25 protein-coding genes are annotated in these 25475 nt (G+C 71.1%); 9 read left to right on the top strand and 16 right to left on the bottom strand.

Annotated features, from left to right (window positions below; all coding sequences use genetic code 11):
* Window positions 1-52: 52 nt before the first annotated feature.
* Entirely contained in the window at window positions 53-1522 is a 1470-nt protein-coding gene (locus tag FO059_RS16955; protein WP_143910115.1) for an MFS transporter, read from the bottom strand.
* Between the two features lie 88 nt (window positions 1523-1610).
* Window positions 1611-2117 carry a hypothetical protein gene (locus FO059_RS16950; protein WP_143910114.1) on the bottom strand — a complete coding sequence of 169 codons (507 nt, stop codon included), beginning with the start codon at window positions 2115-2117 and terminating at the stop codon, window positions 1611-1613.
* 844 nt (window positions 2118-2961) lie between these two features.
* On the opposite strand from FO059_RS16950, the gene FO059_RS16945 reads away from it, so the two are divergent.
* A complete protein-coding gene (locus tag FO059_RS16945) occupies window positions 2962-3312 on the top strand; it encodes a DUF6278 family protein (RefSeq protein WP_143910113.1) in 351 nt (116 codons plus the stop codon).
* 43 nt (window positions 3313-3355) lie between these two features.
* Here the strand turns inward: FO059_RS16945 and FO059_RS16940 are convergent, their stop codons facing one another.
* Window positions 3356-3583 (bottom strand): hypothetical protein, encoded by a 228-nt coding sequence (locus tag FO059_RS16940; protein ID WP_143910112.1) that lies wholly within the window; start codon window positions 3581-3583, stop codon window positions 3356-3358.
* A gap of 652 nt (window positions 3584-4235) precedes the next feature.
* Here FO059_RS16940 and FO059_RS16935 point away from each other — a divergent pair.
* A complete protein-coding gene (locus FO059_RS16935) occupies window positions 4236-5168 on the top strand; it encodes a hypothetical protein (protein ID WP_143910111.1) in 933 nt (310 codons plus the stop codon).
* 398 nt (window positions 5169-5566) lie between these two features.
* Here the strand turns inward: FO059_RS16935 and FO059_RS16930 are convergent, their stop codons facing one another.
* Genes FO059_RS16930 through FO059_RS16920 form a run of 3 tightly spaced genes read right to left on the bottom strand, consistent with a single transcriptional unit; the run spans window position 5567 to window position 7673 of the window.
* Window positions 5567-6190 carry a TetR/AcrR family transcriptional regulator gene (locus tag FO059_RS16930; RefSeq protein ID WP_143910110.1) on the bottom strand — a complete coding sequence of 208 codons (624 nt, stop codon included), beginning with the start codon at window positions 6188-6190 and terminating at the stop codon, window positions 5567-5569.
* Window positions 6151-6906 (bottom strand): ABC transporter permease, encoded by a 756-nt coding sequence (locus tag FO059_RS16925; protein ID WP_143910109.1) that lies wholly within the window; start codon window positions 6904-6906, stop codon window positions 6151-6153. The genes FO059_RS16930 and FO059_RS16925 overlap by 40 nt, the downstream gene beginning before the upstream one ends.
* Entirely contained in the window at window positions 6903-7673 is a 771-nt protein-coding gene (locus tag FO059_RS16920) for an ABC transporter ATP-binding protein (RefSeq protein ID WP_233266677.1), read from the bottom strand. The genes FO059_RS16925 and FO059_RS16920 overlap by 4 nt, the downstream gene beginning before the upstream one ends.
* Window positions 7674-7952: 279 nt before the next feature.
* On the opposite strand from FO059_RS16920, the gene FO059_RS16915 reads away from it, so the two are divergent.
* A complete protein-coding gene (locus FO059_RS16915) occupies window positions 7953-8999 on the top strand; it encodes a DUF4185 domain-containing protein (RefSeq protein WP_143910108.1) in 1047 nt (348 codons plus the stop codon).
* A gap of 45 nt (window positions 9000-9044) precedes the next feature.
* On the opposite strand, the gene FO059_RS16910 is transcribed toward FO059_RS16915, so the two are convergent.
* From FO059_RS16910 to FO059_RS16880, 7 genes are all read right to left on the bottom strand, one after another.
* On the bottom strand, window positions 9045-9788 hold the full coding sequence (locus FO059_RS16910) for a DUF305 domain-containing protein (protein WP_143910107.1): 744 nt from the start codon (window positions 9786-9788) through the stop codon (window positions 9045-9047).
* Window positions 9789-9891: 103 nt separating this feature from the next.
* Window positions 9892-10368, bottom strand: a complete 477-nt coding sequence (locus FO059_RS16905) for a hypothetical protein (protein WP_143910106.1) — start codon at window positions 10366-10368, stop codon at window positions 9892-9894.
* 91 nt (window positions 10369-10459) lie between these two features.
* The gene (locus FO059_RS16900; protein ID WP_143910105.1) at window positions 10460-11347 is read right to left on the bottom strand and encodes a sulfurtransferase; all 888 of its coding nucleotides are present in this window, start codon (window positions 11345-11347) and stop codon (window positions 10460-10462) included.
* Window positions 11348-11369: 22 nt separating this feature from the next.
* Window positions 11370-11840, bottom strand: coding sequence for a MarR family winged helix-turn-helix transcriptional regulator (locus FO059_RS16895; protein ID WP_143910104.1), 471 nt, complete (start codon window positions 11838-11840; stop codon window positions 11370-11372).
* 6 nt (window positions 11841-11846) lie between these two features.
* Window positions 11847-13517, bottom strand: coding sequence for an MFS transporter (locus tag FO059_RS16890; RefSeq protein ID WP_199256971.1), 1671 nt, complete (start codon window positions 13515-13517; stop codon window positions 11847-11849).
* Window positions 13518-13812: 295 nt separating this feature from the next.
* Complete coding sequence (locus tag FO059_RS16885) at window positions 13813-15282, bottom strand: MFS transporter (RefSeq protein ID WP_143910102.1); 1470 nt, start codon at window positions 15280-15282, stop codon at window positions 13813-13815.
* A gap of 345 nt (window positions 15283-15627) precedes the next feature.
* The gene (locus tag FO059_RS16880; protein WP_143910101.1) at window positions 15628-16743 is read right to left on the bottom strand and encodes an FUSC family protein; all 1116 of its coding nucleotides are present in this window, start codon (window positions 16741-16743) and stop codon (window positions 15628-15630) included.
* 71 nt (window positions 16744-16814) lie between these two features.
* Between FO059_RS16880 and FO059_RS16875 the strand changes: the two genes are divergently transcribed.
* Window positions 16815-17318, top strand: coding sequence for a MarR family winged helix-turn-helix transcriptional regulator (locus FO059_RS16875; RefSeq protein WP_143910100.1), 504 nt, complete (start codon window positions 16815-16817; stop codon window positions 17316-17318).
* A gap of 55 nt (window positions 17319-17373) precedes the next feature.
* Here the strand turns inward: FO059_RS16875 and FO059_RS16870 are convergent, their stop codons facing one another.
* Window positions 17374-18672 carry an NAD(P)/FAD-dependent oxidoreductase gene (locus tag FO059_RS16870; RefSeq protein ID WP_143910099.1) on the bottom strand — a complete coding sequence of 433 codons (1299 nt, stop codon included), beginning with the start codon at window positions 18670-18672 and terminating at the stop codon, window positions 17374-17376.
* Between the two features lie 141 nt (window positions 18673-18813).
* Between FO059_RS16870 and FO059_RS16865 the strand changes: the two genes are divergently transcribed.
* From FO059_RS16865 to FO059_RS16855, 3 genes are all read left to right on the top strand, one after another.
* The gene (locus FO059_RS16865; protein ID WP_143910098.1) at window positions 18814-19446 is read left to right on the top strand and encodes a TetR/AcrR family transcriptional regulator; all 633 of its coding nucleotides are present in this window, start codon (window positions 18814-18816) and stop codon (window positions 19444-19446) included.
* A 101-nt stretch (window positions 19447-19547) separates the two neighbouring features.
* A complete protein-coding gene (locus tag FO059_RS16860; RefSeq protein ID WP_143910097.1) occupies window positions 19548-20858 on the top strand; it encodes an NAD(P)/FAD-dependent oxidoreductase in 1311 nt (436 codons plus the stop codon).
* Window positions 20859-20953: 95 nt separating this feature from the next.
* The gene (locus FO059_RS16855; protein WP_143910096.1) at window positions 20954-21367 is read left to right on the top strand and encodes a YccF domain-containing protein; all 414 of its coding nucleotides are present in this window, start codon (window positions 20954-20956) and stop codon (window positions 21365-21367) included.
* A 263-nt stretch (window positions 21368-21630) separates the two neighbouring features.
* Here FO059_RS16855 and FO059_RS16850 read toward each other — a convergent pair whose 3' ends face one another.
* The gene (locus FO059_RS16850) at window positions 21631-21897 is read right to left on the bottom strand and encodes a helix-turn-helix domain-containing protein (RefSeq protein WP_143910095.1); all 267 of its coding nucleotides are present in this window, start codon (window positions 21895-21897) and stop codon (window positions 21631-21633) included.
* A gap of 95 nt (window positions 21898-21992) precedes the next feature.
* Between FO059_RS16850 and map the strand changes: the two genes are divergently transcribed.
* Window positions 21993-22763, top strand: coding sequence for a type I methionyl aminopeptidase (map, locus tag FO059_RS16845; protein ID WP_143910094.1), 771 nt, complete (start codon window positions 21993-21995; stop codon window positions 22761-22763).
* Window positions 22764-23102: 339 nt separating this feature from the next.
* On the opposite strand, the gene FO059_RS16840 is transcribed toward map, so the two are convergent.
* Window positions 23103-23921, bottom strand: coding sequence for an enoyl-CoA hydratase (locus FO059_RS16840; RefSeq protein ID WP_143910093.1), 819 nt, complete (start codon window positions 23919-23921; stop codon window positions 23103-23105).
* 98 nt (window positions 23922-24019) lie between these two features.
* Here FO059_RS16840 and FO059_RS16835 point away from each other — a divergent pair, with 98 nt between their 5' ends.
* Window positions 24020-25465, top strand: coding sequence for a serine hydrolase (locus FO059_RS16835; protein ID WP_143910092.1), 1446 nt, complete (start codon window positions 24020-24022; stop codon window positions 25463-25465).
* Window positions 25466-25475: the final 10 nt, after the last annotated feature.

Here is a 25475-nt window from a genome sequence, read left to right as displayed (position 1 = left end):
TCCTATATCTATAGTCAACGCTAGAACATTGTAGATTCTGCTACGGGCGCGATCACGCGTCTGCCGAGCGTGCCGCGCTCCGCCCCCGCCGGGCCGCCGCCACCGCGAACAGCACGCCCACCGCGGCGACCCCGGCGAACCCGAAGTTGAGCAGCCGCGCCGACCCCACCAGCGACGGCCCGCCGACCGCGACCAGCAGCCCGGCCAGCGCCGACCCGAACGTGTTCGAGATCAGCTGCACCGTGTTCACTCCCGCGGAGGCCTTCGCGGCGTCGGCCTCGTCGTCGGTGCTGGAAATGGCGGCGGTGATGAAGTGGGCGAACGCCATCCCGATTCCCGCCCCCGCGATGGCGAGCGTGACGAACCAGCCGGTCACCGTCAGCGCGGACGGGTCGTCGGCCTGCAGCAGCCCGTAGCCCAGGAGCCCGGCCGCGAGCACCAGCGGGCCGGCGATCTTGATGGCCGTGGTGGAGCGCTCGGCGGTGGCGTAGGTGGACAGGATCGACGCGATGGACCAGCCCCAGGAGATCGCCGCGCCGAGCATGCCCGCGACGAACGGTTCCATGCCGCCCAGGTGCTGGCCGAACAGCGGCACGAACGTCTCGGTGGTCGACCCGATGGCCAGCGCCACGATCCCCAGGTACACCCACGGCAGCGGCGAGCGCAGCGAATAGGCGAACCGCGGCAGCACCGTGACGCGCGTGCGCCGCTCGGCTGCGACGAACACCGCCAGCGCTGCGACACCCACCGCGGCGAGCGTCACGATGACGGCGGTGGACGAGGCGATGCTCGCGATGGAGACCGCCGCGGTGGCACCGGTGAGCACGACCAGGCTGACGATGGGCACCCCGGCGCGCTCGCCGCCCTCGTCGGGGCGGCGGCGGGGGAGCGCCCGCTGCGACATCACGCACAGCACCGCGACGAAGACCGTGAGCAGAATGAACGCCCCGCGCCACGCGCCCAACTGTGCGAACAGCCCGCCCAGGACGGGGCCGAGGATGTTGCCGACACCCCACATGGCCGAGATGAGCGCGACGGCCCGCGGCCACAGGCGTTCCGGCAGCGCCGACCGCAGCACCGCGAACGCCAGGCCGGTGAGCAGGCCGCCGCCGAGGCCCTGCACCGCGCGGCCCGCGAGCATCACCGCCATCGTCGGCGCCGCCGCGCACACCAGCGACCCGACGGCGAACACGGCGAACCCGATCAGGTAGCTGCGGCGCGGACCGCTGTTGCGCAGCGAGACGCCGACGAACATCGACGTGATCACCGACGCCAGCAGGAACACCGTCATCGCCCACGCGTAGTACTGCTCGCCGCCGATGTCCTCGACGGCGTTGGGGAGCAGGCTGGTGGTGAGGTAGATGTTGGTGGCGTAGGCGGCGACCCCGCCCGCGAGGACCACGGCCGACGCGCGGTATGCGGGGCCGAAGAGCTCACGCCAGGTGCCCGCGCCGATCCGCGCGTTCTGCTGCGCGGGTGCCTCGTCGCGGGGCGCCGCGTCGTCGTGCGAAGTGCCGGTCATCCGCTCAGGGTGTCAGGGCGCCCGTGGCGCGGGGCGGGTGGTGCCGCGCGGTGGGCGGTGGATCACGTGGCCCGCCGCCGGCACGCTGCTACGGGAATTCGATGGGTCCGGAGACGGGGAACCCGGGCAGCGGCACGTCATGCGGACCGGAGTCGTCGACGGACGTGAGCGTGCGGAACGCCGGGCCGTCGTCGGTGGCGGCCACATCGTGCAGGGCGATCCACACCGGCTCCTCGTGGAAGGTGCCCTGATAGCAGGCGGGGTCGCAGTCGTTCCAATACTTGTTGGCGGTGCCCACGGCCAATTGGTCCGTCCACAGGTACCAGGTGATGTCGGTGAAGCCGCCGTTCGCGTCGCCGCAGAAGATGATGATGTCCGCGGGCTCCTTGACGAGCTCGCGCGCGCAGTCCACCACCTGCGTGGTGCCGTCGAGCGAGGACGGCGGCGCGGCGGCCGCCGGGACACCCAGTGCCGCCGTACCGGCCGCGGCCACCGCCAGCGCGCCCGCCGCCGCAACAGCCCTGGCGAGCAGTGTCTTCCCTGACGCCCGAACGCCCCGACTCTCGCCCTGGCCCGACTTGCTGCGCCGACTCATCAGCAACCGCCTCCCCTTGCTCCTGCACCGTGGTATACATCCTGCCGCACGGGGCCGACACCCACGGCGGGACGGCGGGGATCGGGCCGGCGCGGATGCCGCCGACCAAGCATCCAGTGCACGTATGCGCCGCCGGAAGTGCGGAATCCGCTTGCTCGGCGCGGCAGAGCGGACCGGGGATCCGGCGGGGGAGGTGCTGCGTTGCGCGGCGCCGGGCATGACGACACTGGGCATGACGGCACTGGGGCGGCCATTGCCGGGCGGCGCCGTCGATGAGGGCGGCCGCGTCGGCGAGGCCGAGTCCGCGGTGCTGTTCGCGGAGCGCTCGGATCGCCGCTATCCGATCGGGATGGGCGGCGACCGCGGCGGTGACGTCGGCGGCCGGCACGTCTCCCGGAGCGACGGCGTGCGGCCGCGGTGTGCGGCCGCGGTGGCGGATCCGGCTCGCGCACGTCCACACCAGGGTGGTGATGACGAAGACCCACACGAGGAAGACGAACCAGTGCCAGGGCGTCGGGTCGTCGATGATCTCGCGGACGTAGTCGGGGCCGACGAGGACGCCGAGCACCGGCAGCAGCACGAACGGGCCCCACGTCTCCATCACCGATTCCACCCGCCGCCAGTGCGCCCACCGCATGGGGCGAGTGAAACACACGCGCACGCCGAAGGGGTGGGGAGATGGTCGCCGTAGGGTGCGGTGATGCAGTGGTGGGACAGGATGCTGCCGGACCCTGTCGCCGCGTGGCTGCCGCGGTCCTTGCAGCGGCTCGCGAGGGTCGGGCCCTGCTTCGGCGTGGCGCGTGGGATGGCTGTGTAAGGGCCGGGTGTCGCGATCGACGTCGATATGGAGGTGGGCCCGGCTGGGGTGCTGGCTCCGGACGGGCTGCGGCAGTGGTTGGCCGACCGCGGGGAGCCGTGCGGGGACGCGCGTGCGGCGCTCGCCGCGGTGGAGCGTCGTTTGCCGGAAGCGCTGGCCGATCCGGAACTCGGGCCCATGGTCGAAAACGAGGCCGCACTCCTGCTGGGCGCAGTACTGGTTACGGCCGTGGATGGGGCGCGGTGGATCGTGTGGCCGAACGGGCATCCCGTGGTGCGCATCGGGCACACCGAACTCGACGTCAGCGCGATCGCGCACGATTATGTGTGTCGGCAGGGGGAGCCGCTGACCGCAGTGGTGGACCGCTACCGCCGGTAGTCGACGTGGCGGGTAACCGGCAGCCAGAGCGGTAGTCCGCCGGCTAGGAGGGGGCGAAGCCGCCCAGATCGACGCTGATGAACGCCGCGGCGAGCAGTCCGCCGAGCACCGTCGCGGTGACCGCGTAGCCGGCGGCGGCACGCCTGGACCTGCGGAACACGGCCATCACCAGTGCCGGCGTGAGCAGCAGCGCGAAGCAGAGGGCCCACGTCCACCAGTACGACGCGGAGATCGGCGCAGTGCTTCCGGGGGTGGGGTTGATTGGTGGCACGTTCAGGGCGTTCTGGATTCTGAATGTTGCGGGGACAAAGACGAATACGGCGATGATGCTCGCCGCAATGACACCCCACCCGGCGCTACAACGCGGAGAGTGGCGGGTGGGGGGTGTAGCTGCGGCAGGCATGGTCCCAGGGTGGCACGGCACGCTCAGCGGAGTCCGGACCAGCCCTGCTCTGTTCCGAATGCCACGACGAGGAACGGTTTCGCGATGCTGAGCCTTTCGCCGGCAACGCCAATGTCGGCCCCATACTGGGCAAGGTTGTCGTACCCCGTCGACCAGTTGGCGCACAGGCCACACACGCAGCCGGCCCAAGCGAGGCGGTGCAGGTAGGAGCGGTTCGAGTACCTTTCACTGCGCGTCGGTCAGATCGTGACGGGCGGCAGTTTTTACCGTGGACATGAGGCCTCCGGCGGTGTCGTTGTTGCTTTGACACCGCCTGCGATACTCCGGAAGCCTCACCTGTCACCGGCCGCCACGCCGGTCACGGTCTTCACTGTTCGCGACAGGCCATAGTGGCGTCCGGGTGGCGGTGAAAAAGCCGTCGTGGCCACGATTCGAACTCGAGCAATTGCGTTTGCGTATGAATACCGGTCACGGGCCAGGTTGACGCCGTTTGTGATCGTGATCGGATATCGTGATCTCGATGTCACCCGAGCAGGCTTGGGCCGAGGCGTTCGGCCGTATGAAGACGGCTGCGGTCACCACGATCCACGGCCGCATGCGCTGCGAGTCGCCCGCGGGCGATGCTACGAACACCTATGAAATCGAGTTCTGGCACGAAGCACCCGACCGGTGGCGTATCGAGGACGAGTACGGCCTGTGGTACCTCGACGACGGTGACCGTGTGCTACTGCGCACCGACAACGGCATCGAGCACGTTTCGTTGACCGGCCACCTCGGGCCACGGCGATCGCAGCATCCACGCACTGTGCTCGGTAATGCGTTCGGTGCGGGTCGCATGTTCGGGTGGGCGGAAGATTTCCCGCGGCCACTCAACTCAGGCACTCCCGTCACAGTCGCCGGCCGCCAGGCGACCGAATTCCAGCTCGCAGCCAGCCCTGGCAGGTATGCGGACAAGCCGTACCCGTTGCGAGTCGCAGCAGACGACCAAAGCGGCCTACCGCTGCGCATCGCCGTCCCGGAAAAGCGGCACGTGCGCGAGATCGTCGCCATCGACCTAGATGCCGCGCTACCGCCCGACGTATTCGCCTGGCATGGTGCGGTTTCCACGGCCACACGCGACGCACACGAACATCGCCGCGCCGGACAGAACTGGGCCCGCGAGCAGCAGCTCCCGGTACCTCGCTGGTGGCCCCGGGGCGTGCACTACTACGCGAACGAAGGCGACCCGGATACCGGCGCTTTCCGGGCGGTGCTCGACGTGAATAGCCTGGCCGTGCTGCTGCGGTGGCCATGTGGCTCCGAGCTTCCGGATTCATGGAAGGACGGTTTCCGCACCCATCCGGTGCACCGGTGGGACGACGAACGCTGGCAGTGGGCACTGCTGGTCGACACGCCCTTGAGCGATGACGACCTCGCCCGCGTAATCGAATCGATACCGCAGGATCAGCAGTGATCGGTTGTAGCCAGGGCCGCACCGATGAGGCGGGGACTGCTTCACCGAATACGGTCATCTGCAGCCGGGTGAACAGGAGCATGTCGTCGGCAGTCAGGTTCTGATCACGCAGCACCGGCCCCCGTCGCCATGGCGGTACCGGTCAGCGCGTCGAGGATGAACGCGCCCGGCCCGGTGAGATGGGATCGGCTGGCACCCCGGACAGTCGAATGCTCACCGCCTCCCGACTCCGCGTTTGCCGCAGCGCTGGAGCTGGTGGTGCAGGGGGTGTGCGTCGTGGCCGGTGCGGATGCCGCCGACCAAGCATCCAGTGCACGTGTGCGCCGCCGGAACGGCAGCATCCGCTTGCTCGGCGGGGCGGGAGTCGGCTCGGCGCGTTCCGCACTGCGCCCCGCCTCTCACACTTCAATCGGCCCGGTGAGGTAGTGCTGGATCTGCGGTGCGCACCGCTCCACCAGCTCGTCGAGGGGCATCGAGGCGAGCGGTTCGATCTCGAGGATCCGGCGGGCCACGAGGATCCCGATCATGTGCGAGGCCGCGAGGCTCACGCGCACCTCGGCGGACCCGGGCGGGGTGTCGACGCGAGCGCGCACCTCCTTGAGCGCCACCTCGAGGATGAACGAGCGGATCAGCTGCGGATCCCCGCCGCCGAGCACGGTGCGGAACGCGCCGATCACCGCCGCCCCCTGCGGAGAATCCCACAGCCCCACCACGGCACGCAGGACGGCGCGGGCGATCTCGTCGACGGGCACCGCCCGGACCTGCGCGAGCACCGTCTCCGGGTCGACGGGCAGGGCCAGAGCGGCGGCGAAGAGGTTCCGTTTGGTGCCGAAGTAGTGGTGGACCAGGGCCGGGTCCACGGCGGCGTCGGCGGCGATGGCGCGGACGCTCACCCCGTCGAACCCGGACTCCGCGAACCGCGTCCGCGCCGCGGCGAGGATCTGCTCGCGGGTACCGGACTTGCCCGGCCTGCGCCCGCCGCTCACGTGGTCCGCCGCCGCATCGTCGCGGCCGCCAGGCACAGCGACACCACGGCGAAACCGGCGACCACCGCGAGATCCCGCCACATCGCGCCGGTGGGGGACGGGTGCGCCGCCACCTGCTTCATCGCGCTCACCGCGTAGCTCAGCGGCAGCACATTGCTGATCGCCTCCAGCCAGCCGGGCAGGGTTTCGCGGGGCGCCAGCAGCCCGCACAGGAACAGCTGCGGGCCGACGATGAGCGGCATGAACTGCACCGCCTGGAACTCGGTGCGGGCGAACGCGCTGCACAGCAGGCCCAGCGCCACGCCGAGGACCGCGACCACCACGGCGATGAGCACCACCAGCGCCACGCCGCCCGCCACGTCGAGGCCCAGCAGCCAGAAGCAGACGACGCACGCGACCACCGCCTGCACCATCGCGGCCAGCGAGAACGCGGTGCCGTAGCCGCCGAGCAGGTCGAGCTTGGTCAGCGGCGTGGTCATGAGGCGCTCGAGGGTGCCGGACGTGCGCTCGCGCTGCATGGCGATGGCGGTGACAAGGAACATCGCGACGAACGGCAGGATGCCGAGCATGCTCACACCGACCCTGTCGAACACCGACGGCATCCCCGGCGGGCCGGGCTGGTTTTGGTAGACGAAGTACAGCAGCGTCAGCAGCAGCGACGGGACGGCGACGATCATGGCGACGGTGCGCCTGTCCGCCCCGAGCTGCCCCAGCACCCGCACGCTCGTGGCCCCGTATGCGCGTGCACTCATCCCGCCGCCTCCTCCGCCATGTGCCGCCCGCCCGGGCCGCTCCGTACGAGAGCCAGGAACGCGTCCTCGAGCCGGTCCTCCCCGGTGGTGCGGCGCAGCGCGGCCGGGGTGAGCTGCGCGAGCATGTGCCCGTCGCGCAGGAGGACGAGCTCGTCGCAGTGGTCGGCCTCGTCCATCACGTGGCTCGACACGACGAGGGTGCGGCCGTCGTCGGCGAGGCGGCGGAACCGTTCCCACAGCTCGGCGCGCAGCACCGGGTCCAGGCCCACCGTCGGCTCGTCGAGGATGAGCACGTCCGGGTCGGCCACCAGCGCGCAGGCGAGTGAGACGCGGGTGCGCTGCCCGCCGGACAGCGCGTCGGCGCGCCGGCCCGCATACTCGCCCATGCCGACCGCGTCGAGGGCCTCCGCCACCGCCGAGCGTGCTGCCCCGGCGAGGGCAGCGAAGTAGGCGACGTTGCGGCGCACGGTGAGGTCGCCGTAGATGCTCGGGGCCTGGGTGACGTAGCCGACGCGCGAGCGCAGCCGGCGCGCCCCGGCCGGGCTGCCGAGCACGGACACCGTCCCCGACTGCACGATCTGCGTCCCGACGATGCTGCGCAGCAAGGTGGTCTTGCCGCACCCCGACGGGCCGAGCAGCCCGGTGATCGCCCCCGCGCGGACGGCGAGTGAGACGCCGTGCAGCACCGGATTGCCGCCGCGCCGCACCGTGAGCCCGCGGACGTCGATCGCCGGGTCCGGTAATTCACCGAGCGATGAACTCATCATGTGGTGAATTGTGCGCCTGCGCTGCGGCCGCGTCAAGAGCCGTGCAGGCGCAGTAGCCCCCGCCGTGCACCTCACCGAGCAGCCCGCCGAGCAAGCATCCAGTGCACGTCTGCGCCGCCAAACCGGCAGAAATTGCTTGCTCGGCGGGCTCAGGCGCGGGCACAGGCGATCCGCGGCGCGCCCAGGCCGCGGGTGCCGACTCCTGGTGCCGGCGGCCAGTAGCCTCGGGGTCGGAACAGGACGTCGGCACCCGTCGGCGGCGCCGGGAGGTGATGCGCGATGACCCCACCGCCCGGCCGCGCGCGGTACGTGGCCACACTGACCGGCCGCCTGCGCACCGACAGGTGGGGCGTGGCCGGCACCGACCTGGGCATTCCAGCGCAGCTGTCTTCGGGCGCGGTCGCGTACTTCTTCGGCGACACCTTCGAGTCGTCGGCCGCGGGCGGGCCCGGCTGGCGCAGCCCGGTGATGCTGCGCTCGGCCGCGGGGGCGCTGGACGGGGGCGCGCTGGAGGACGGCATCGTCTTCGACGGCGCATGCGGCGGCCGCTACGCGCGGGAGATCCTGCCCAACGCCCACGAACCGTCCGAGCGGCCGGACCCGGAGACCCCGGGCAGCGAGTTCACGGTGATCCCGTGCGACGCCATCACCGTCGACCGGCGCGTGTACCTGTCCGTGGTGAGCGTGCACTCGTGGAACTCCGCCGCCGCGCCCACCAACTTCACCTACCTGGCGCGCTCCGACGACCTGGGCGTGACCTGGCAACGCACCGACGCGCGCTGGGACAACACCGGCGGCGCCCTGGACCAGATGTGGACGATGGACCGCGCCGACGGGTACGTGTACATCATGTCGTCGGCGTTCGACCGCGCCAACCCGGGCGGGGTGATCCTGCGCCGCGTGCCCGAGCACCGGATCGAGGAGCCCTGGGCATACGAGGCGTGGGTGCCGGAGCGCGACGAGATGCCCAGCGGCGTATGGATGTCGGTGCGGTCCGCGCCCGTGGTCCCCGTGCTGCCCGGGCCGGTCGGCGAGCTGAGCCTGCGCCGCATCGACGGCACCTGGGTGCTGGCCGGGTTCGACCCGGCCGCGTACGCGATCACCACGCGCACCGCCCCGGATCCGACGGGCCCGTGGTCGGAGCCGGTCGTCCAGGTGGCGGGCGGCGAATGGGGCGCCGGCGACGGCACCTTTGCGCAGATCTACGGGGGTTTCATCCACCCGGACTCGACGCTCGACGACCTGCATCTGCTGGTGTCGCAGTGGAACACGGCGGAAGGCGCGCCGTACCACGTGTTGCAGTTCCGGACTTCCGTCGCGGCGTAGCGCCGTGGCCGCCCCCGGCGGAGGGGGAGGCCACGGCGCACGGCATCAGGAGCCGCTCTGCAGCATCTCCTGCATCTGCCCGATCTCGGCCTCCTGGCCGTCGATGATCGCCTGCGCCATCTTCTGCACCTGCGGGTTGGTCCCGGAGCCGAGCACCTCCTGCGACATCTCGACGGCGCCCTCGTGGTGCTGGATCATCATCTCCAGCCACATGCGGTCGAACTCCGGGCCGGAGGCGGCCATGAGCTGGTCCATCTGCTCGTCCGTCATCATGCCGGTCATCTCGTGGCCGCCCTGGTCCTGGCCGTTGTCGGCCGAGTCGCTCGAGTCGGCCCCGTCACCCATGTCGTGCCCGCCGCCCATGTCGCCCATGTCGTGGCCGCCGTCCGCGGTGGGGGCGGGCAGGCCCCACTGCTCGAACATCGTGGTCATCGTGTCCATCTCCGGGCCCTGGGCGGCGTCGATCTGCTGCGCGAGCGCGATCAGGTCGGCGTTGTCGGTGCGGCCGTCGACCATGTCGGTCATCTCGATGGCCTGGGCGTGGTGCGGGTACATGCCTTCGACGAAGGCGACGTCGTCGTCGTTGAATTGCGCCTGCGCGGCGTCGGTGCCCTCGTTTCCGTCGCCCTCGGCGGCGGTGGCACCGACGCTCGCGGTGGGCGTGGCGGCGGCGTCGGAGTCCGCGTCGCCCGAGCCGCAGCCGGCGAGCACCAGCGCGGACACGGCGACCGCCGAGACGGCGAGGACCGGCTTCGACTGCAGGGAACGGCGGAAGGTGGTGGTACGCATGGGTATCCTCCTGGATCACGATGGTGGGCGGCGCCGAATGCGGCGCCGCACGCGAGAGTCGATAGGGGGCCGCCCGGGGTGTGTCCGGGGCGGGGCGCGCCCATCACACGCGCAGGATCGCCAGGAGTTCCAATGTGGGATGCGCCCATGGCGGCACCGGCCGTATCGCCGGGCCCGAGTCGCCGACGGCGGCGGGGCCACCGTGCAGCTGGGCGTAGGGGGTGAGGGGCGCCGCGGGGACCGGCGTTCCGAGCGGAAGCGCGGCGGGCGCCGTCGTCCCCGGCGCGATGCACTGGTGGGTGCAGCACTCGTGCACCGCGCCGCAGGGCTCATGCGCGCCGTGATCGATCGCATTCGCCGTCCCGGAGGCATCCACGGGGATCGAAGTACCCGAGTGGCCCTGCGCGTGTGTCATCGGCGCGCCGAGGCACTGCGCGGCGGCGACGCCCGCCGGGGCGGCCAGGACCATGAGCGCGGCGGCGATGAGCGCGAGCAGTCCGCGCCCCGGGTGCATCGCGCCGCGCCGCCCTGCCGATCGATCCTGCTGCACCCGGATCCTCCCGCCGGCATTCATGGTCACGTCGACCGCCACGATACCTACCGGGGGTGTGCGTCGCCGCCGGCGTGATCGAGTCGGCACCGCGCGGGAGGCCGGCGGGTGCGCCGGGCGCTCAGCGGTCGCCGGTGGCGACGGGCCGCGCGGGATCGGTGATCCAGTGCGACCACGAACCGGGGTAGAGGCGTGCCGGGATCCCCGCGATCTGCAGCGCCAGCACCTCGTGTGCGGCAGTGATGCCCGAGCCGCAGTAGGCGGCCAGCTCGTCCGGCCCGCTGCCGATTCCGTCGAACAGTGCGCCGAACTGCCGCCGCAGCTCCTCCGCCGGCAGGAACGTCCCGTCGTCGCGCACGTTGTCGGTGGTCGGCCGGTTCACGGCGCCGGGGATGTGCCCGGCGACGGGGTCGACGGGCTCGGCGTCGCCGCGGAACCGTTCCGCCGCCCGCGCGTCGATCAGCAGGCCGCGTGCCGTGAAGGCCGGGACGTCCTCCGCCTCGAGCGCCGAGCCCGGTCCCGCGGACGGTGCGGGCCCGCAACGGAAGTCGCCGCGTGGCGCGGGGAGGCCGCTCTCGGTTCCGTCGCCGGATGACTCGGCGGGATACCCCTGCGCACGCCACCCCGCCAGGCCGCCGTCGAGCACCAGAACGTCCTCATGCCCGAAGTGCCGGAGCAGCCACCACACGCGCGCGGCGGCCGTGGCCGGGCCCGCGTCGTAGGCGACGACGGTCGATCCGCGGCCGACACCGGCCGCGCGCATCGACTCCCCGAACGCCCCGGCCGACGGGAGCGGGTGGCGCCCGCCGGGCCCGGGCGGTCCGGCGAGCTCCGCGTCCAGGTCGATGAACCGGGCGCCCGGGATGTGCCCGTCGTCGAACGCGGCACGGTCGGACCCCGTCGACAGGGCCCAGCGCACGTCCAGCAGCACCGGCGGCGTGGCCGACGCGACCAGGTCTCGGAGCACACGCGCTCCGACGAGCGGAGACGCGGGACGGGGACTGCTCATTCCCCCACCCTATGGCCGCGGCTCATTCGATGGCCGCGTTGAACCGCTGCAACTGCGCGACGAACGCGTCGAGGTCCTGACGGGTCCAGCCCTCGAGCCGCGCGGAGATGTCCTCCCAGCGCATGGCTATCGCCTCGCGCACCTTCCCGACGCCGAGTTCCGTCAGCGAGACGGTGTGCGAGCGGCGGTCGTCCGGATCGCAGTCGCGGCGGATCAGGCCCAGCTCCGTCAGCGCGGCGAGGTGCCGGCTGATCACGCTCTTGTCCATGTCCAGCACCTCGGCGATCTCGCCCGCCCGCGTGGGCTGGTGCTCCGCGACGACGACGAACACGGTGTACGTGGACGGCGGCATCTCCTCGTGGATCTTGCGGGCCACCTCGGCCTTGCTCAGGCGGATCCGCCGCACCAGTGTGCGCAACTCGTACTCGATGCCGCGCACCGCGCTGAACTCGAGTGCATCGGCAGGTGAGATCCCCGCATCAGTGGCCGTCATCGCACGTCAGCTTACCTTTACGCCGGAGGGGGTGTCCGCGGGACCGGAGGCTCCCGGCGTTGCAGCAGGGTCAGCGTCCGGCCCGTCGTCACCGTCGCCGGGGGCATCGCCGGACTCCGCCTCCAGGTCGGCGAGCTCGTCCTCGCGCTCGATGGTCTCGCGCAGCGGCACCTCCTTGATGAACAGCACGGCGACGAACGCCAGGATGGCGAACGGGACCGAGAACAGGAACACCTGGGCGACGCCCGACCCGTAGGCATGCTCGTACACGGGACGCAGCACATCACCGAGCGTGGTGACGTCGGGGATCTGGTGGGTGTCGACGCTCATCATGGCCTTGCCGACCTCGGGGTCGGAGTGGGCGGCGCCGGAGATCGAGGCCGCGACTTTGTGCCCGAGCGCGGTCCCCAGCGCGGAGACGCCGATGGCCCCGCCCATGGTGCGCATGAACGATGCCAGCGAACTGGCCGACCCGATGTCCTTCTGCGCCGCGTTGTTCTGGACCGCCAGCACCAGGTTCTGGTTGAGGCAGCCGACGCCGATGCCGAGGACCGTCATGTAGATGCCCACGACGACGACCGGCATGGTGGAGTTGATCGTGCTCAGCAGGATCGTGCCCGCCATCAGTACGACCGAGCCGAAGATGAGGAAGCGCTTCCACTTGCCCTTGGCGGCGATGAGACGGCCGGACACCACCGACGACACCAGGACGCCGCCCACGAGGAACAGGGTCATCAGGCCGGCCTTGGTGGGGCTCATGCCGCGGGAGAGCTGGAAGTACTGCACCAGGAAGACCGTTCCGGCGAACATCGCCACGCCCACCATCACCGACGCGAACACGGCGAGGCTGGTGGTGCGGTCCTTGAACAGGTGCAGGGGGATGATCGGTTCGCGGACACGGGTCTCCGCCCACACGAACAGCGCCAGCAGCGCGAGGCCGCCGACGAGCATGCCGATGCTCAGCGCCGAGCCCCACTCGAACTGCGAGCCGCCCAGCGAAACCCAGACGAGCAGCACGGACACGCCGGCCGTGATGAGTGTGGCGCCCACGTAGTCGATGGACACGTCGCGCTTGACGGTGGGCAGGTGCAGTGTCTTCTGCAGCACTGCGAACGCGATGACGGCGAACGGCACGCCCACGTAGAAGCACCAGCGCCAGGCGTCGCCGGACATGTAGCCGGGAAGCGCGTCGCCGAGCGCCGTCGCGTCCACGAGCAACCCGCCCAGCAGCGGTCCGCTCACCGTGGCCACCGCGAAGACGGCGCCGAGGTAACCGAAGTACTTGCCGCGGTCACGCGCCGTGATCATGCTCGCGATCACGATCTGCACCAGCGCGGACAGGCCGCCCATGCCGATGCCCTGGATGAGGCGGGCGACGATGAGGACGCCGATCCCGTCCGCCAGGCCGGCGACGATCGAGCCGGCCAGGTAGATCAGCAGCGCCAACTGCGTGAGGGCCTTCTTGCTGAACAGGTCGGCGAACTTGCCCCAGATGGGCGTGGTCGCGGTCATCGTCAGCAGCGACGCGGTGACGACCCAGGTGTAGCCGGCTTCGCTGCCGCCGAGGTCGGCGACGATCCGCGGCAGGGCCGTGGACACGACGGTGGACGAGAGCATGGCGACGAACATCGCCATGAGCAGTCCGGACAGAGCCAGCAGCACAGCGCGGTGGCTCATCGGTGCGGTGCCTGCGGAAGGGGGGTCGGGCGGGGCGTTTCGTGTGGTTTCGGCGGTACTCATCCAGGTGCATCCCTCGAAAGAACGTGTAAGAGGTCCAAGCGCCGGGCAGCGAGGACGCGCCCGGCGGTATTAGTTGCTTTCGTCAACCATACAACTGGTTGCGCAATACAACTAACAATTCGCGTGTGAGTCCCGACACGGCGACGGGGGGTCGGCGAGGAAGTGCGCGCAGACGGAAGAACCCGGCACGTCCCAGTGGACGTGCCGGGCTCCTCCGGTCGGGGCGGGGCCGTCAGCGGGCGGCCACGGGCTCCGGCGCCGCACCGGGGATCCCGGTGCCGCGGATCGAACAGCCGGCGGTCTCGCGTAGGAAATGCACGGCCACCATGCCGATCACGCACGCGATCATCATGTACAGCGCCGGGAACAGGTCCCATCCGGTGCCGCTGATGGCCGCGTCGTTGATGAACGGGGCGGTGCCGCCGAAGGCCGCCGTCGCCACGTTGTAGCTCAGCGCGAAGCCGGCGTAGCGCACGTGGGTGGGGAACATGGCCGGGAACGTCGCGGAGATCGTCGCCAGCTGCGGCAGATACAGCAGCCCCAGCACGGCGAACCCCAGCAGCGCCCAGCCGAAGCCCTGCCCCATGAGCCAATACATGGGTATCGCCAGGATGAACAGGCTGATCAGCGACGCCCGCCACATGGGTTTTCGACCCGTCGAGTCCGACCACCGGCCGATGAACGGGATCACCGCCATCATGACGAGCTCGCCGATGAGGATCAGCAGGGTGGTCGAGTCCTCGCTCATGCCGATCTTGTTCTCGAGGTAGGTCGGCTGATAGGTGAGCAGCGTGTACTGCACCACGTTGAGCGCGATCACCATGCCGAACATGGTGAAGATCGGCCCACGGTAGTCGCGCACCAGGTCGACCATCCGCTGCCAGGCGGAGCCCTCCATCTCGGTGGACTCGCTGCTCTCGGCCTCGGTGAACACGGGCGTGTCCGACATCTTCGACCGCAGATACCAGCCCACCAGGCCCAGCGGCGCGGCGATGAGGAACGGGATGCGCCAGCCCCAGTCGCCCATCGCGGCCTCGGTCATCGCGGTCTGGCAGATCAGCACGACTGCGGCGCCCATGACGAAGCCGGCGAGGGTGCCGAACTCCAGGAAGCTGCCGTACTTGCCGCGATGCTTGTCGGGCGAGTACTCCGCCATGAAGGTCGCGGCGCCGCCGTACTCGCCGCCGGTGGAGAAGCCCTGGATCACGCGCAGGAGCACGAGCAGGATCGGGGCCGCCACGCCGATGCTGGCGTGCGACGGGATGAACGCGATCAGGAACGTCGCCGCCGACATCAGCAGGATCGTCGTCGCCAGCACGGCCTTGCGGCCGATCCGGTCGCCGATGGGCCCCCAGATCATGCCGCCGATCGGGCGGAGCACGAAGGAGATCGCGAAGGTGAGCATCGTCGACAGGGTCGAGAGCTCGCCGGGGAAGAACGCGTCGCCGATGTAGGTGGCCGTGGCGGCGAAGACGCCGTAGTCGTACCACTCGGTGGCATTGCCGATCGCGGACGCCGCGATCACCCGGCGCAGCAGGCGCCGCCCCTCCGGGGTCTCGGGATCGGGCGTGCCGGTGACCTCGTCCGTGGCCACGACCCCGCCGTCCGGGACTGTCTCGGAGCCTCCGGACGCGCCGCCCGGCCGTGGGCCTTGTGCGCCCGTCCCGTCGGCGTCGTCGGGCAGCCCTGCGTCTGTGCGCATAGGTCCTCCTCCGTCGATGTCGTCCGCGCGGGCGTGCGGCGCGATCTCGATCGGCGTTGCGGGTGCCGCGCCCAGGGGTCTGGGCCGTTCACCGGCGGTCCTGTCTCCTTCATGCCGGTGCGGGGGCCGCGGTCACCGTCGGGTGGCCGACGTTACGTATGCGAACCTGCCGTGGCCAATCATGCGAATGCCGGGGTGGCCGTTCCCATGCATCCGGATTCGGAGTGTTTCACAAGGTCCACCAGGGTCGGCGACGGAACTTCGCGGGTGAACTGAATCGTTGTGGAATCGTGATGTGTATCACCTTCGGACGTCCGGATGGGGCCTGCCGACGGCGGCGCACCTCTACGCGCGAGCGAGATGCTGCGTGTCGTCGGGGTGGATGGTCATGGCCGCGATCACCACGCCCACGATCACGCCGATCGCCGTGTCGGCGACGCGGCTGAGCGCCATCGAAGTGGTCAGCCCGCCGCTGAGTCCCATCATGAGCAGCGCCATCGGGGTGATCGCGGTGGTGGCCACCGCGTAGTTGCGGGCGATCGTCAGCTCGGTGAGGACCTGCAGGGCGACGATGGCGGCGGCGGTCGGCCAGAACCCCAATCCCGCCGCGATGAAGGCCAGCGCCACCGCTGCGCCGGTGACGTTGCCGACGAGCCGCTGGATCGAGCGCTGCACCGTGCTGGCGAAGGTGATGGACTGCAGCGCCGCAGTGGCGCCCATCGATGCCCACAGAGGATGCTCGAGGCCCACCCCCAAGGCCACCAGGCCGGCGACGAGGGCGGCGACGGTGATCCGCGCCCCGGCGCCGAGGAACTCGGCCGAGGCCAGCCGCGTCAGGCCGGATCGGATCCACCGGCGTTCCTCGTCGGTGCCGTGCTCGGGAGCCCGGGTCACCGGCGCCATCGCGCACAACCAGCCGACCGCGACGCCGAGCGCCGTCGCCAGCGCGGCCCGGGGCAGGTCGCCGGTCATCGCGGCCGCCGACCCCGCGAACACGATCACGACGGCGCCCGGCCCGATGATGCGCAAGGACGCGAGCAGCCAGGCTCCCGCGCCGCCGGCAACCGACAGCACCGCGATCTGCAGGAGCATGGGTGTGCCGGTGAGGGCCGAGCCGAGCAGGATCGACCCGATGATCGTCGACCCGGCCACGGCCGTCTTGCCCGCGCGCCGCCGGTACGGCTCTCCGCGGGCGAAAGCCGCGGTGATGGCACCCAGGCCGGCCAGGGCGGCCAGCTCCGTGTGCCCCAGTGCGCCGCCGACGACGAGGACGAGCGCGGTGGCGACGCCCACCCGCAGCGCCGGGACGAGGCTCGGGGACGCGGGGTTGAGGGTGAACGCGCGGCGCCACGTCGACCGGTCGCGGGAATGCCGGGCCGCAGTGCGCGCGCGGTGCACGTGGCTGCGGAGTGCGGTGGGGTCGGGGGCGGAGAGGCCGGGAGCGGGGGTCGGAGTGCGCATCGCCGATCATGATAGTTCACAAGTAAAACACAAGTAAAGTAACTGGAGCTGCGATGCGTTAACCTGTCCGTATGCAACCCGACGGCGACCTGGTCGACAGGATCGTCGACGAATGGGATTCCGCGTTCCCGGACGTCGGCCTCGCTCCCGTCGAGGTGATCGTCCGCATCGCGCGCATCAGCACGCTGAGCCTCCGCGCGCTCGAGCACGAGCTGGCGCACACGGAGGTCTCGCGCGGGGAGTACGAGGTGCTCGGCGCGCTGGTGCGCAGCGACCATCCGCTGCGGCCCGGCGAGGTCACGACCACCACGATGGTCAGTCCCGCCGCCACCACCAAGTACGTCGACGCGCTGGTGCGCAAGGGACTCGTGGAGCGCGACACGTGGGATCAGGACAAACGGGTGGTGCTTCTGCGGATCACCGTCCCGGGCCGGGAACTGGTCCGGAAGGTCTTCCCCGCGCGCGTCGAACGCGACCGGCGCCTCCTGGCGGGGCTCGACGACGAAGAGCGCGCCGTCCTGCTGGACCTGCTGCGCCGCGTGACGGCGAACGCCGAACGGGCTGCCCTGGATTGAGTGGCGCAGGCCCGGGACAGAGCGCCGCGGGCCGGGAGTGATTATTGCGCTGCCGTCAGCCCAGATTGATGCGCCGGGGCCGCAGCGACGTGCCGTAGTCGGTGACCCACGAGGTCACCGCCGCGACCCGCTGCCACGCGCTGGGCAGCAGCATCACGTGCACGCCCAGCCACGCCAGGAACGCGACGTGCCCCTGGATCTGCCGACGGCTGCGCCCGATCTCCGCGACCGCCGCCCCGCGGCCGATCATCGCCATGATCCCCTTGTCGCGGTACCGGAATCCGGTGCGGTCGCGGCCCGCGAGGTCCGCGAGAATGTTGCGCGCGGCATGCTGCCCCGACTGCTGCGCCACCGAGCCCAGCTGCGGCAGCGACGCGGGCTTGCCGCCATTGCCGCCGTGGGTGTCGGGGATCAGCGCGATGTCGCCCAGCGCGTAGACGCCGTCGTGCCCGGCCACCGTCAGGTCGTCGTTGACGTTGATCCGCCCGCCATGGCCCAGGGGCAGTGCCGAATCGGCGATCAGGCGCGGCGAGCGCTGCCCGCCCGCCCACACCACGGTGCCCGCGTCGATGCGGCCGCCGTCGCCGAGCTCCACACCGTCCGCCGACACGTGGGTCACTGAGGTACCGAAGTGCAGCTGCACGCCCAGCTGCTCCAGCTCGCGCCGCGCGTAGGAGTGGGACGCACCCGAGAAGGGCTTGAGCAGCGCGTCGCCGTGGTCGACGAGGTGCACCGTCACCTTGCCGGTGATCCCGCCGTCGTAGCGCGGCCCGATCACCACGCGGAGGTTCTCGGCGATGGCACCGGCCAGCTCGACGCCCGTCGGGCCGCCGCCCACGATCACGACGTCGACCGCATCGGTGACCCCCAGGGGCGAATCGACACGATCGAGCTCGCCGATCAGCCGCCGGCTGAGCCGCTCCGCGTCCTCGAGGGTGTACATGGGGTAGCTGTGCTCCTCGGCGCCCGGGACCCCGAAGAAGTTCGCGTCCACGCCCACGCCCAACACGAGGATGCGGGCGGTGCACACGGTGCCGTCGGAGAGGGTGACCGACCGCTCGCCGGGGTCGACGGCGACCACCTCGTCCACCGCCACCTTCACGGAACTGTGCCTGCGGAAGATCCCGCGCAGGGGGTAGCCCACCTCGGAGATGCCGAGCTGCGACGTGGCCACCTGGTAGTTGAGCGGCTTGAACTGGTGATAGTTGTTGCGGTCGATCAGCAGGACCTCGACGTCCTCGCGGCCCAGACGCTCGGCGAGCGCGAGTCCCGCGAATCCGCCGCCCACCACGATCACCTCGCGGTGCACCACCTGCTGTCCTCCGTCTTCCGGTCCAGGGGGGCGTGATGTCATGGCCACGAAACTAGTCGACGGTGGCGGAATCGGGACCTGTACGCTAATTCAACAATGTTGACGAGGCGCGGGTGCATTGTCGTCGTGCCCGGGGTTGACTGGGGACGGACGCGACGTTCACGCGAGGACACGGAGGTGGGCATGAGCCCGGCAGGCAGCGGCGACGCAGGCGCGGCCGCGAAGGGTGACGGGTCGCCGACGGTGGGCCCCGAGCGTCATCGCAACGCGGTGCAGCAGGCGGCGGCGCGGTTGTTCAGCGAGAAGGGCTTCACGGCCACCGGCGTACGGGAGATCGCCGGCGAGGCGGGGGTGGATCCCGCGCTGGTCATCCGCTACTTCGGCTCCAAGGAGAAGCTGTTCCTGCGCACCATGACGATGTCGGTGGACTTCGCCGATCTGATGGGGGGACCACTGGACGGGCTGGGGGAACGGGCCGTCGCCTTCGTCCTGGACAGGACGCGGGGCCTCGTCGTGAACGGGCCGGACGCGACGCGGTCCTACTCGGCGGGTGTCTTCGCCGCATTGCTGCGCGCCTCCGACAGGCCGACAGTGCGCGCCCACCTGGCCGAATCGGTGGAGGAGATGTTCGTGGGACTGGTGGCGGGCAGGCTGTCCGGCGCGGACGCGGACCTGCGCGCCCGGCTGATGGCCGCGCAGCTGACGGGGCTGATGACCGCGATGCACGTGGTGGAGGATCCGGGGCTCACCGACGCGTCCGATGCCGACATCGTCCGGTACTACGGTCGGTCGATCCAACAACTGATCGAGGGATGAGCGGGGTGCAGATCGCTCCCGCGCCCCGGTGACGGTGGCCGGGTCGGCGGCCGAAGGGCCATGATCGGGGGAGGGGCGCCGCACGTCGGAAGGAGCGGGCGATGACGGTCCGGAACGGTGAGATGCGCAGCGTGGCTGTGGTCGGCGCGGGGATGGTGGGCCTGTCCACCGCGTGGCACCTGCAGGAACGCGGCATCGAGGTGACGGTGTTCGACGTGTCGGGGCCCGCGGCCGGCGCGTCCTGGGGCAACGCCGGATGGATCACGCCAGCACTCAGCACCCCGCTGCCGGAACCGGCAGTCCTCGCCTACGGCATCCGTCAGCTGCTGCGTCCGTCGTCGCCGGTGTACGTGCCGCCGTCGGCCGCCCTCGATCCGGGCCTGGCCGGATTCCTCGCTCGGTTCGCGCGCAACAGCACGCCTGGCAGGTGGCGCGCGGCCATGGGGGCGCTGGTGCGGATCAACCGGCACGCCCTCGAGGCCTTCGACAAGATGGTGCACGACGACGAGTCGATGGCCGGCTGCCTGCACGAGGCCGACCCGTTCATCGTCGGATACACCGACACCTCCGGGCCGCAGTCGCTGATCGACGAGGCGCGGCAGATCACGGATGCGGGCCAGCCGGTGCAGGTGGACGAGCTGCCCATCGACGAGGCGCGATGGCGCGCGCCCATGCTCTCGCCCGAGGTGCGGGCCACGCTGCTGCTGCGCGGGCAGCGGTACCTGCACCCGCCGAAGTTCGTCGCCGCGCTCGCGGACGCGGTCACTGCGCGCGGCGGCGAGGTGCGCGGCGGCGTCAGGGTGGACGCCGTCCGGGACCGCGGGCGCCGCGCAGCCGTGGTCGGCGCTGCTGTGGACGGTGCTGTTGTGGACGGCGCATCCGCCGAAGGAGCCGCCGTGGATTTCGAGGCCGACGCGGTGGTGCTCGCCGACGGGGCGGAACTCAACGCGATGGCGGGGCGCTTCGGCGTGCGCGCACAGGTGCGGGCCGGGCGCGGCTACAGCTTCAGCGTGCCGGTGGACCGGACTCCGCCGGGGCCCCTCTACTTCCCGGTGTCGAGGGTCGCCTGCACTCCGCTGGGCGACCGGCTGCGGGTGGCCGGGATGATGGAGTTCCGGCGGCACGACGCCCCCATGGACCCGAGGCGGATCGCCGCGGTCGTCGATTCGGTGCGGCCGCTGCTGACGGGGGTGGATCTGGACGCTCGCCGGGACGAGTGGGTGGGGTCGCGCCCCTGCACCGCCGACGGCCTGCCGCTGATCGGGCCGACGGGCTCGCGGCGGGTGTTCGTCGCCGGCGGGCACGGCATGTGGGGCATGACGCTGGGGCCGGCGACGGGCATGCTGCTCGCCGAGGCCATCGACACCGGCCGCACACCCGAGGACATTGCGGCGTTCGACCCGCTGCGCTGAGCGGAAGTGCACGACCGGGCGCCCGGGTTCCGGCATGATGGGGCCGAGGCGGCGCGTCGACGGGGGCGTGGCGGGATGCGCGGGAGGTGAGTGCGATGAGCCTGGTGCTCAACGTGATCTGGCTGGTGTTCGGGGGGCTGTGGCTGGCGCTCGGCTACTTCGTGATCGGCATCGTGCTGTGCGTCCTGATCATCACCATCCCGTTCGGCATCGCCGCGTTCCGCATGGGGCTGTTCGCGCTGTGGCCGTTCGGGCGCACCGTGGTGGACAAGCCCGACGCGGGGTCGCCCTCGCTGGTGATGAACGTGATCTGGTTCGTCATCGCCGGGCTGTGGATGGCCATCGGGCACGTCGCCACCGCGTTCGTGCAGGCGATCACCATCATCGGCATTCCGCTGGCGCTGGCCAACATCAAGATGATCCCGGTGACCTGCTTCCCGTTCGGCAAGGACATCGTCTCCGCCGACCGGCCGCCGGCCGGGGCGCACGTGTACTACCAGCAGAACTGACGGGCCGGGTTCCGGCCGGGTTCTCCGTGCGCGGGGTGCCGGCCGCCTGCTTGTGATGGGTCGCCCGCCACCGCCGCGCGCCTGTTGCCGCGACACGCCGGGGCAATGCGCGCGCGCAGGGATGATCGGCGCGCGGCGCGGACTGCCGGGGCCGGAACTCTCGCCCTGCCCCGCCGAACAAGTAGAAAATGTCGGTTCCGGCCGGGGAGTGTGCAATAACCGCTTGGCCGGTGCTGCGCCGTACGGCATCGCTACGCTTCCGGCTACCCGGTGCGCTGCAGGCCAAGGGCCGGCAGCGCGACGCCGGCGAGCTCGTCCAGCGGAATGCCCAGCACCGACGCGAGCGCGGCCACGGTCGTGAACGCCGGGGTGGCCAGGCGGCCGGTCTCGATCTTGCGGAGGGTCTCCGGTGAGATCGCTGCGGCACGGGCCACCTCGTCCGGCCGACGATCGCCGCGGGCTGCGCGCAGGTGGGCGCCCAGCCTTTTGCCGGCCGCTCGCTGCTCCGGGGTCAGGGGAGATCGCACCATGAGCACATCCTACCGCCACCGGTATGAAAATACCGTCGCTGAAGTTAGTCTGGTATTTATATACCGTTATGGTGGCGAGGCTTTGGAGGATGCACATGGTGGAACTGAAGACAGCCCGCGAGATCGAGTCGATGCGTGTCACCGGCTCCTTCATCGCGGGCCTGCTCGACGACCTGCAATCGCGCGTGGAAGCGGGCGTGAACCTTCTGGACCTGGAGCGCCGTGCCCGCACGCTGATCACCGAACGAGGTGCGCAGTCCTGCTACTGGGACTACGCGCCGTCGTTCGGCCGCGGCCCGTTCCGCAACGTCATCTGCCTTTCCGTCAACGACGCTGTGCTCCACGGTCTGCCGCACGATTACGCGCTGCGCGACGGCGACTTGTTGAGCATGGACATCGCCGTCTCGATCGGCGGCTGGGTGGCGGACTCGGCGCGCAGCGTGATCGGCGGAACGCCGCGCGCCGAGGACCGGCGGCTCGTCGAGGCCACCGAGAATGCGCTCGCCGCCGGTATCGCTGCAGCGCAGGCCGGAAATCGGCTCGGCGACGTCTCCGCGGCCATCGGCGCCGTCGCCGACGAGTACGGCTACCCGGTGAACACGGAGTTCGGCGGGCACGGGCTCGGGCGCACCATGCACGAGGACCCGCACGTGTCCAACCGGGGGCGGGCCGGGCGCGGCATGGTCTTGCGGCCGGGCCTCACCCTGGCGCTCGAGCCCTGGTTCGCCCGCGGCACCGACAGGATCGTGTACGACCCCGACGGGTGGACCATCCGCTCGGCCGACGGCTCACGCACCGCCCACAGCGAGCACACCATCGCCGTCACCGAAGACGAGCCGCTGGTTCTGACGGCCCGGGCGGAGTGAGGCGGCGTCTGAGCCCCGCCGATCAAGAAGAAAATGCCGGTTCCGGCCCGGAAATGTGCGAATTACGCTTGGTCGGCACTGTGCGGCGCCGACTCACAGCAAGAGACTCACAGCAAGAGAACCGAGCCTACGACGCCGGCGCGCGGTCGGCCCCGCAGGTGCACCGGCGGGGCTCGGGGACAGTGGCCATGACCTCGTGCGCGTGGTCACCGCACCCGTCCCAGGTGGTCTTTCCGCAGCGTGCACACGGGGCGGGATAGCACATGTCAGAGCCTTTCGACGGTGGCGCGGGCATCGGGTCTCGGCGCCGACGCGGGCGTTGCGGTCACTGTGGGCGGATCAGCGCCCGGTCCACTGCGGGGTGCGTTTGGCCAGGAAGGCGCTCATGCCCTCCTGCGCGTCGCAGGTGACCGCGTTCGTCGCCATAGTCTCCCCCATCAGCTCGTACGCCTCGTGCTGGGGCAGGTCGATCTGGCGGTAGAACGCCTCCTTGCCGATGCGCAGGGTGAGCGGGCTGGACTCGGAGATCTTCGCCGCCAGGGCTGCCGTCGCCGCGTCGAGCTCGTCGGGGTCGACCACCGTGTTGATCAGCCCCCAGTCGGCGGCGGTGTGCGCGTCGATGGTCTCGCCAGTCAGCAGCATCTGCATGGCGCGTTTGCGGCCCACCGCGCGGGTCACCGCGACCATCGGGGTGGAGCAGAACAGCCCGATGCGCACGCCGGGGGTGCCGAACACCGCCGTCGACGACGCCACCGCCAGGTCGCACGCCGCCACCAGCTGGCAGCCCGCGGCCACGGCCGGCCCGGGGACGGAGGCGATCACCGGCTGCGGGATCCGCTGCACGGTCTCCATCATCTCGGTGCAGGCGTCGAAGACGACGCGCTCGTCCTCGACGGTGCGGTCGATCATCTCGGACAGGTCGTGGCCCGCGGAGAACACCGGCCCGGTCGCGGTGATCACCACTACCCGCACATCCGGGTCGGCGGCGAACGAGCTCAGGCCCGCGGTGACCGCGCGCATCACCGCGGTGGACAGGGCGTTGCGCTGCGCGGGGTTGTCGAGGACGACGCGGCCGATCCCCGTGTCCGCGTCGAGGGAGGTCCGTACTGCGACCGGGTGGTCGGCGGCCGCAGCCGCGGCGTGTTCGCTGGTCGTCACAACTCCACCTCCGTGCCGTGTCCGCCCCACCGGCGATGCTACGCGGGCCGGCACGGCGTGGGCGGGCGGCGGATGGCGGTGCAATAGAGTGGCGCCCCGTGTCCACTCTGAGAAGCTCGGCGGTCAAGAACACGGCGGTCAAGAACACGGCGGTCAGAAGCGCGGCGGCAGCGGTGACGGCCATTGCGCTCACCGCGACGGGGCTGGCGTTGCCCGCCGCGGCTGCGCCGGCCGCGCCCGACGCGTCGATCGCATCGCAGGGATCGCTGCAGTGGCAGCCGGCGCGCGACCGCGCGGACCGGGTTCTGCAGATCATCGGTTCCGACGCGCCGGTCGACCCGGTCGAGGCCCTGGCGATGTCCGCGCCCTCGCTCACCGCGGCGCTCTATCCGCAGTCCTTGGCCTCGGCGTTCACGGCCTGGCAGGCGAGTGGCCCCTTCACTGTGACGGGCACCGAGGACGACGGGCCGACGGCGGTGACGCACCTCGAGACGGCGCGCGGGGTGCCGGCCACGTTGACCGTGCACGTCGGCCCGGTCGGCCTCATCGACGGCATCACGATGCTGCCCGACGTGCCGGACGCGGCGACCTTCGCGGACGTGGACGCGGGCACCGCCGCCATCGGCGCGCGGGTGTCGCTGCTCGCCGCCGATGCGGACCTGGATGCGGCCGACTCGGGCGGACAGTGCAGCGCGGTGTATTCGTCGGGCGCCGACGAGGTGATGCCGCTTGGCTCGATCTTCAAGCTCTACGTGCTCGGTGCGCTGGGCGACGCGGTGGCGGCCGGCGAGATCGGGTGGGACGACACGCTCACGATCACCGACGACGTCAAGTCCCTGCCGTCGGGCGAGCTGCAGAATCGGCCGTCCGGATCGACGGTGACGGTGCGCGAGGCCGCCGAGAAGATGATCTCTATCAGCGACAACACCGCGGCCGACATGCTCATCCACGCCGTGGGGCGCGACCGCGTGGAGGCGGCGGTGCGGGCGATGGGCGACGAGAACCCCGGGGCGCTGACGCCGTTCCCGACGACGCGGGAGCTGTTCATCATCGGCTGGGGCCCGGACCCGTCGCTGCGGCAACGGTGGGCCGACGCCGCCGACCTTCCCGACGCGTCCGCGACCGAGGCGGAGCGCCGCGCGGTGCTCGCCGAGGCGGACACCCGGTCGCTCGACGACGTGGACCTGCAGCAGCTCATGCAGACGCCGCTCGGCGCCGGCGACATCGGCTGGTACGCCTCCGCGCAGGACGTGTGCCACGCCCATGTGGCGCTGCAGCGGATGGCGGCCGGCAGCGATGCGGCGGCGCCGATCCGCGGCATCCTCGCCGAGAACCCGGGCGTGCAGGACGTCGACGGGCTGGAGTACGTCGCCTACAAGGGCGGCAGCACGCCCGGACGGCTCGCCGGAAGCTGGCTGGTCACCGGCGACGACGGCGATTCGCACGTGCTGGTGTTCCAGATGGCGTCCGACGAGCCGATCGGCGTGATCGAGCAGAACTACGTGTTCGGGCTGATGGGGCGGGCACTGGGGATGTTCGGGTGAACGGCCGCGG

Origin of the sequence: Tomitella fengzijianii (assembly GCF_007559025.1) — a bacterium.
Classification (GTDB): Bacteria; Actinomycetota; Actinomycetes; order Mycobacteriales; family Mycobacteriaceae; genus Tomitella; species Tomitella fengzijianii.
The sequence above is the reverse complement of the archived record's forward strand: the minus strand, read 5'-3'. Positions and strand labels throughout refer to the sequence as shown.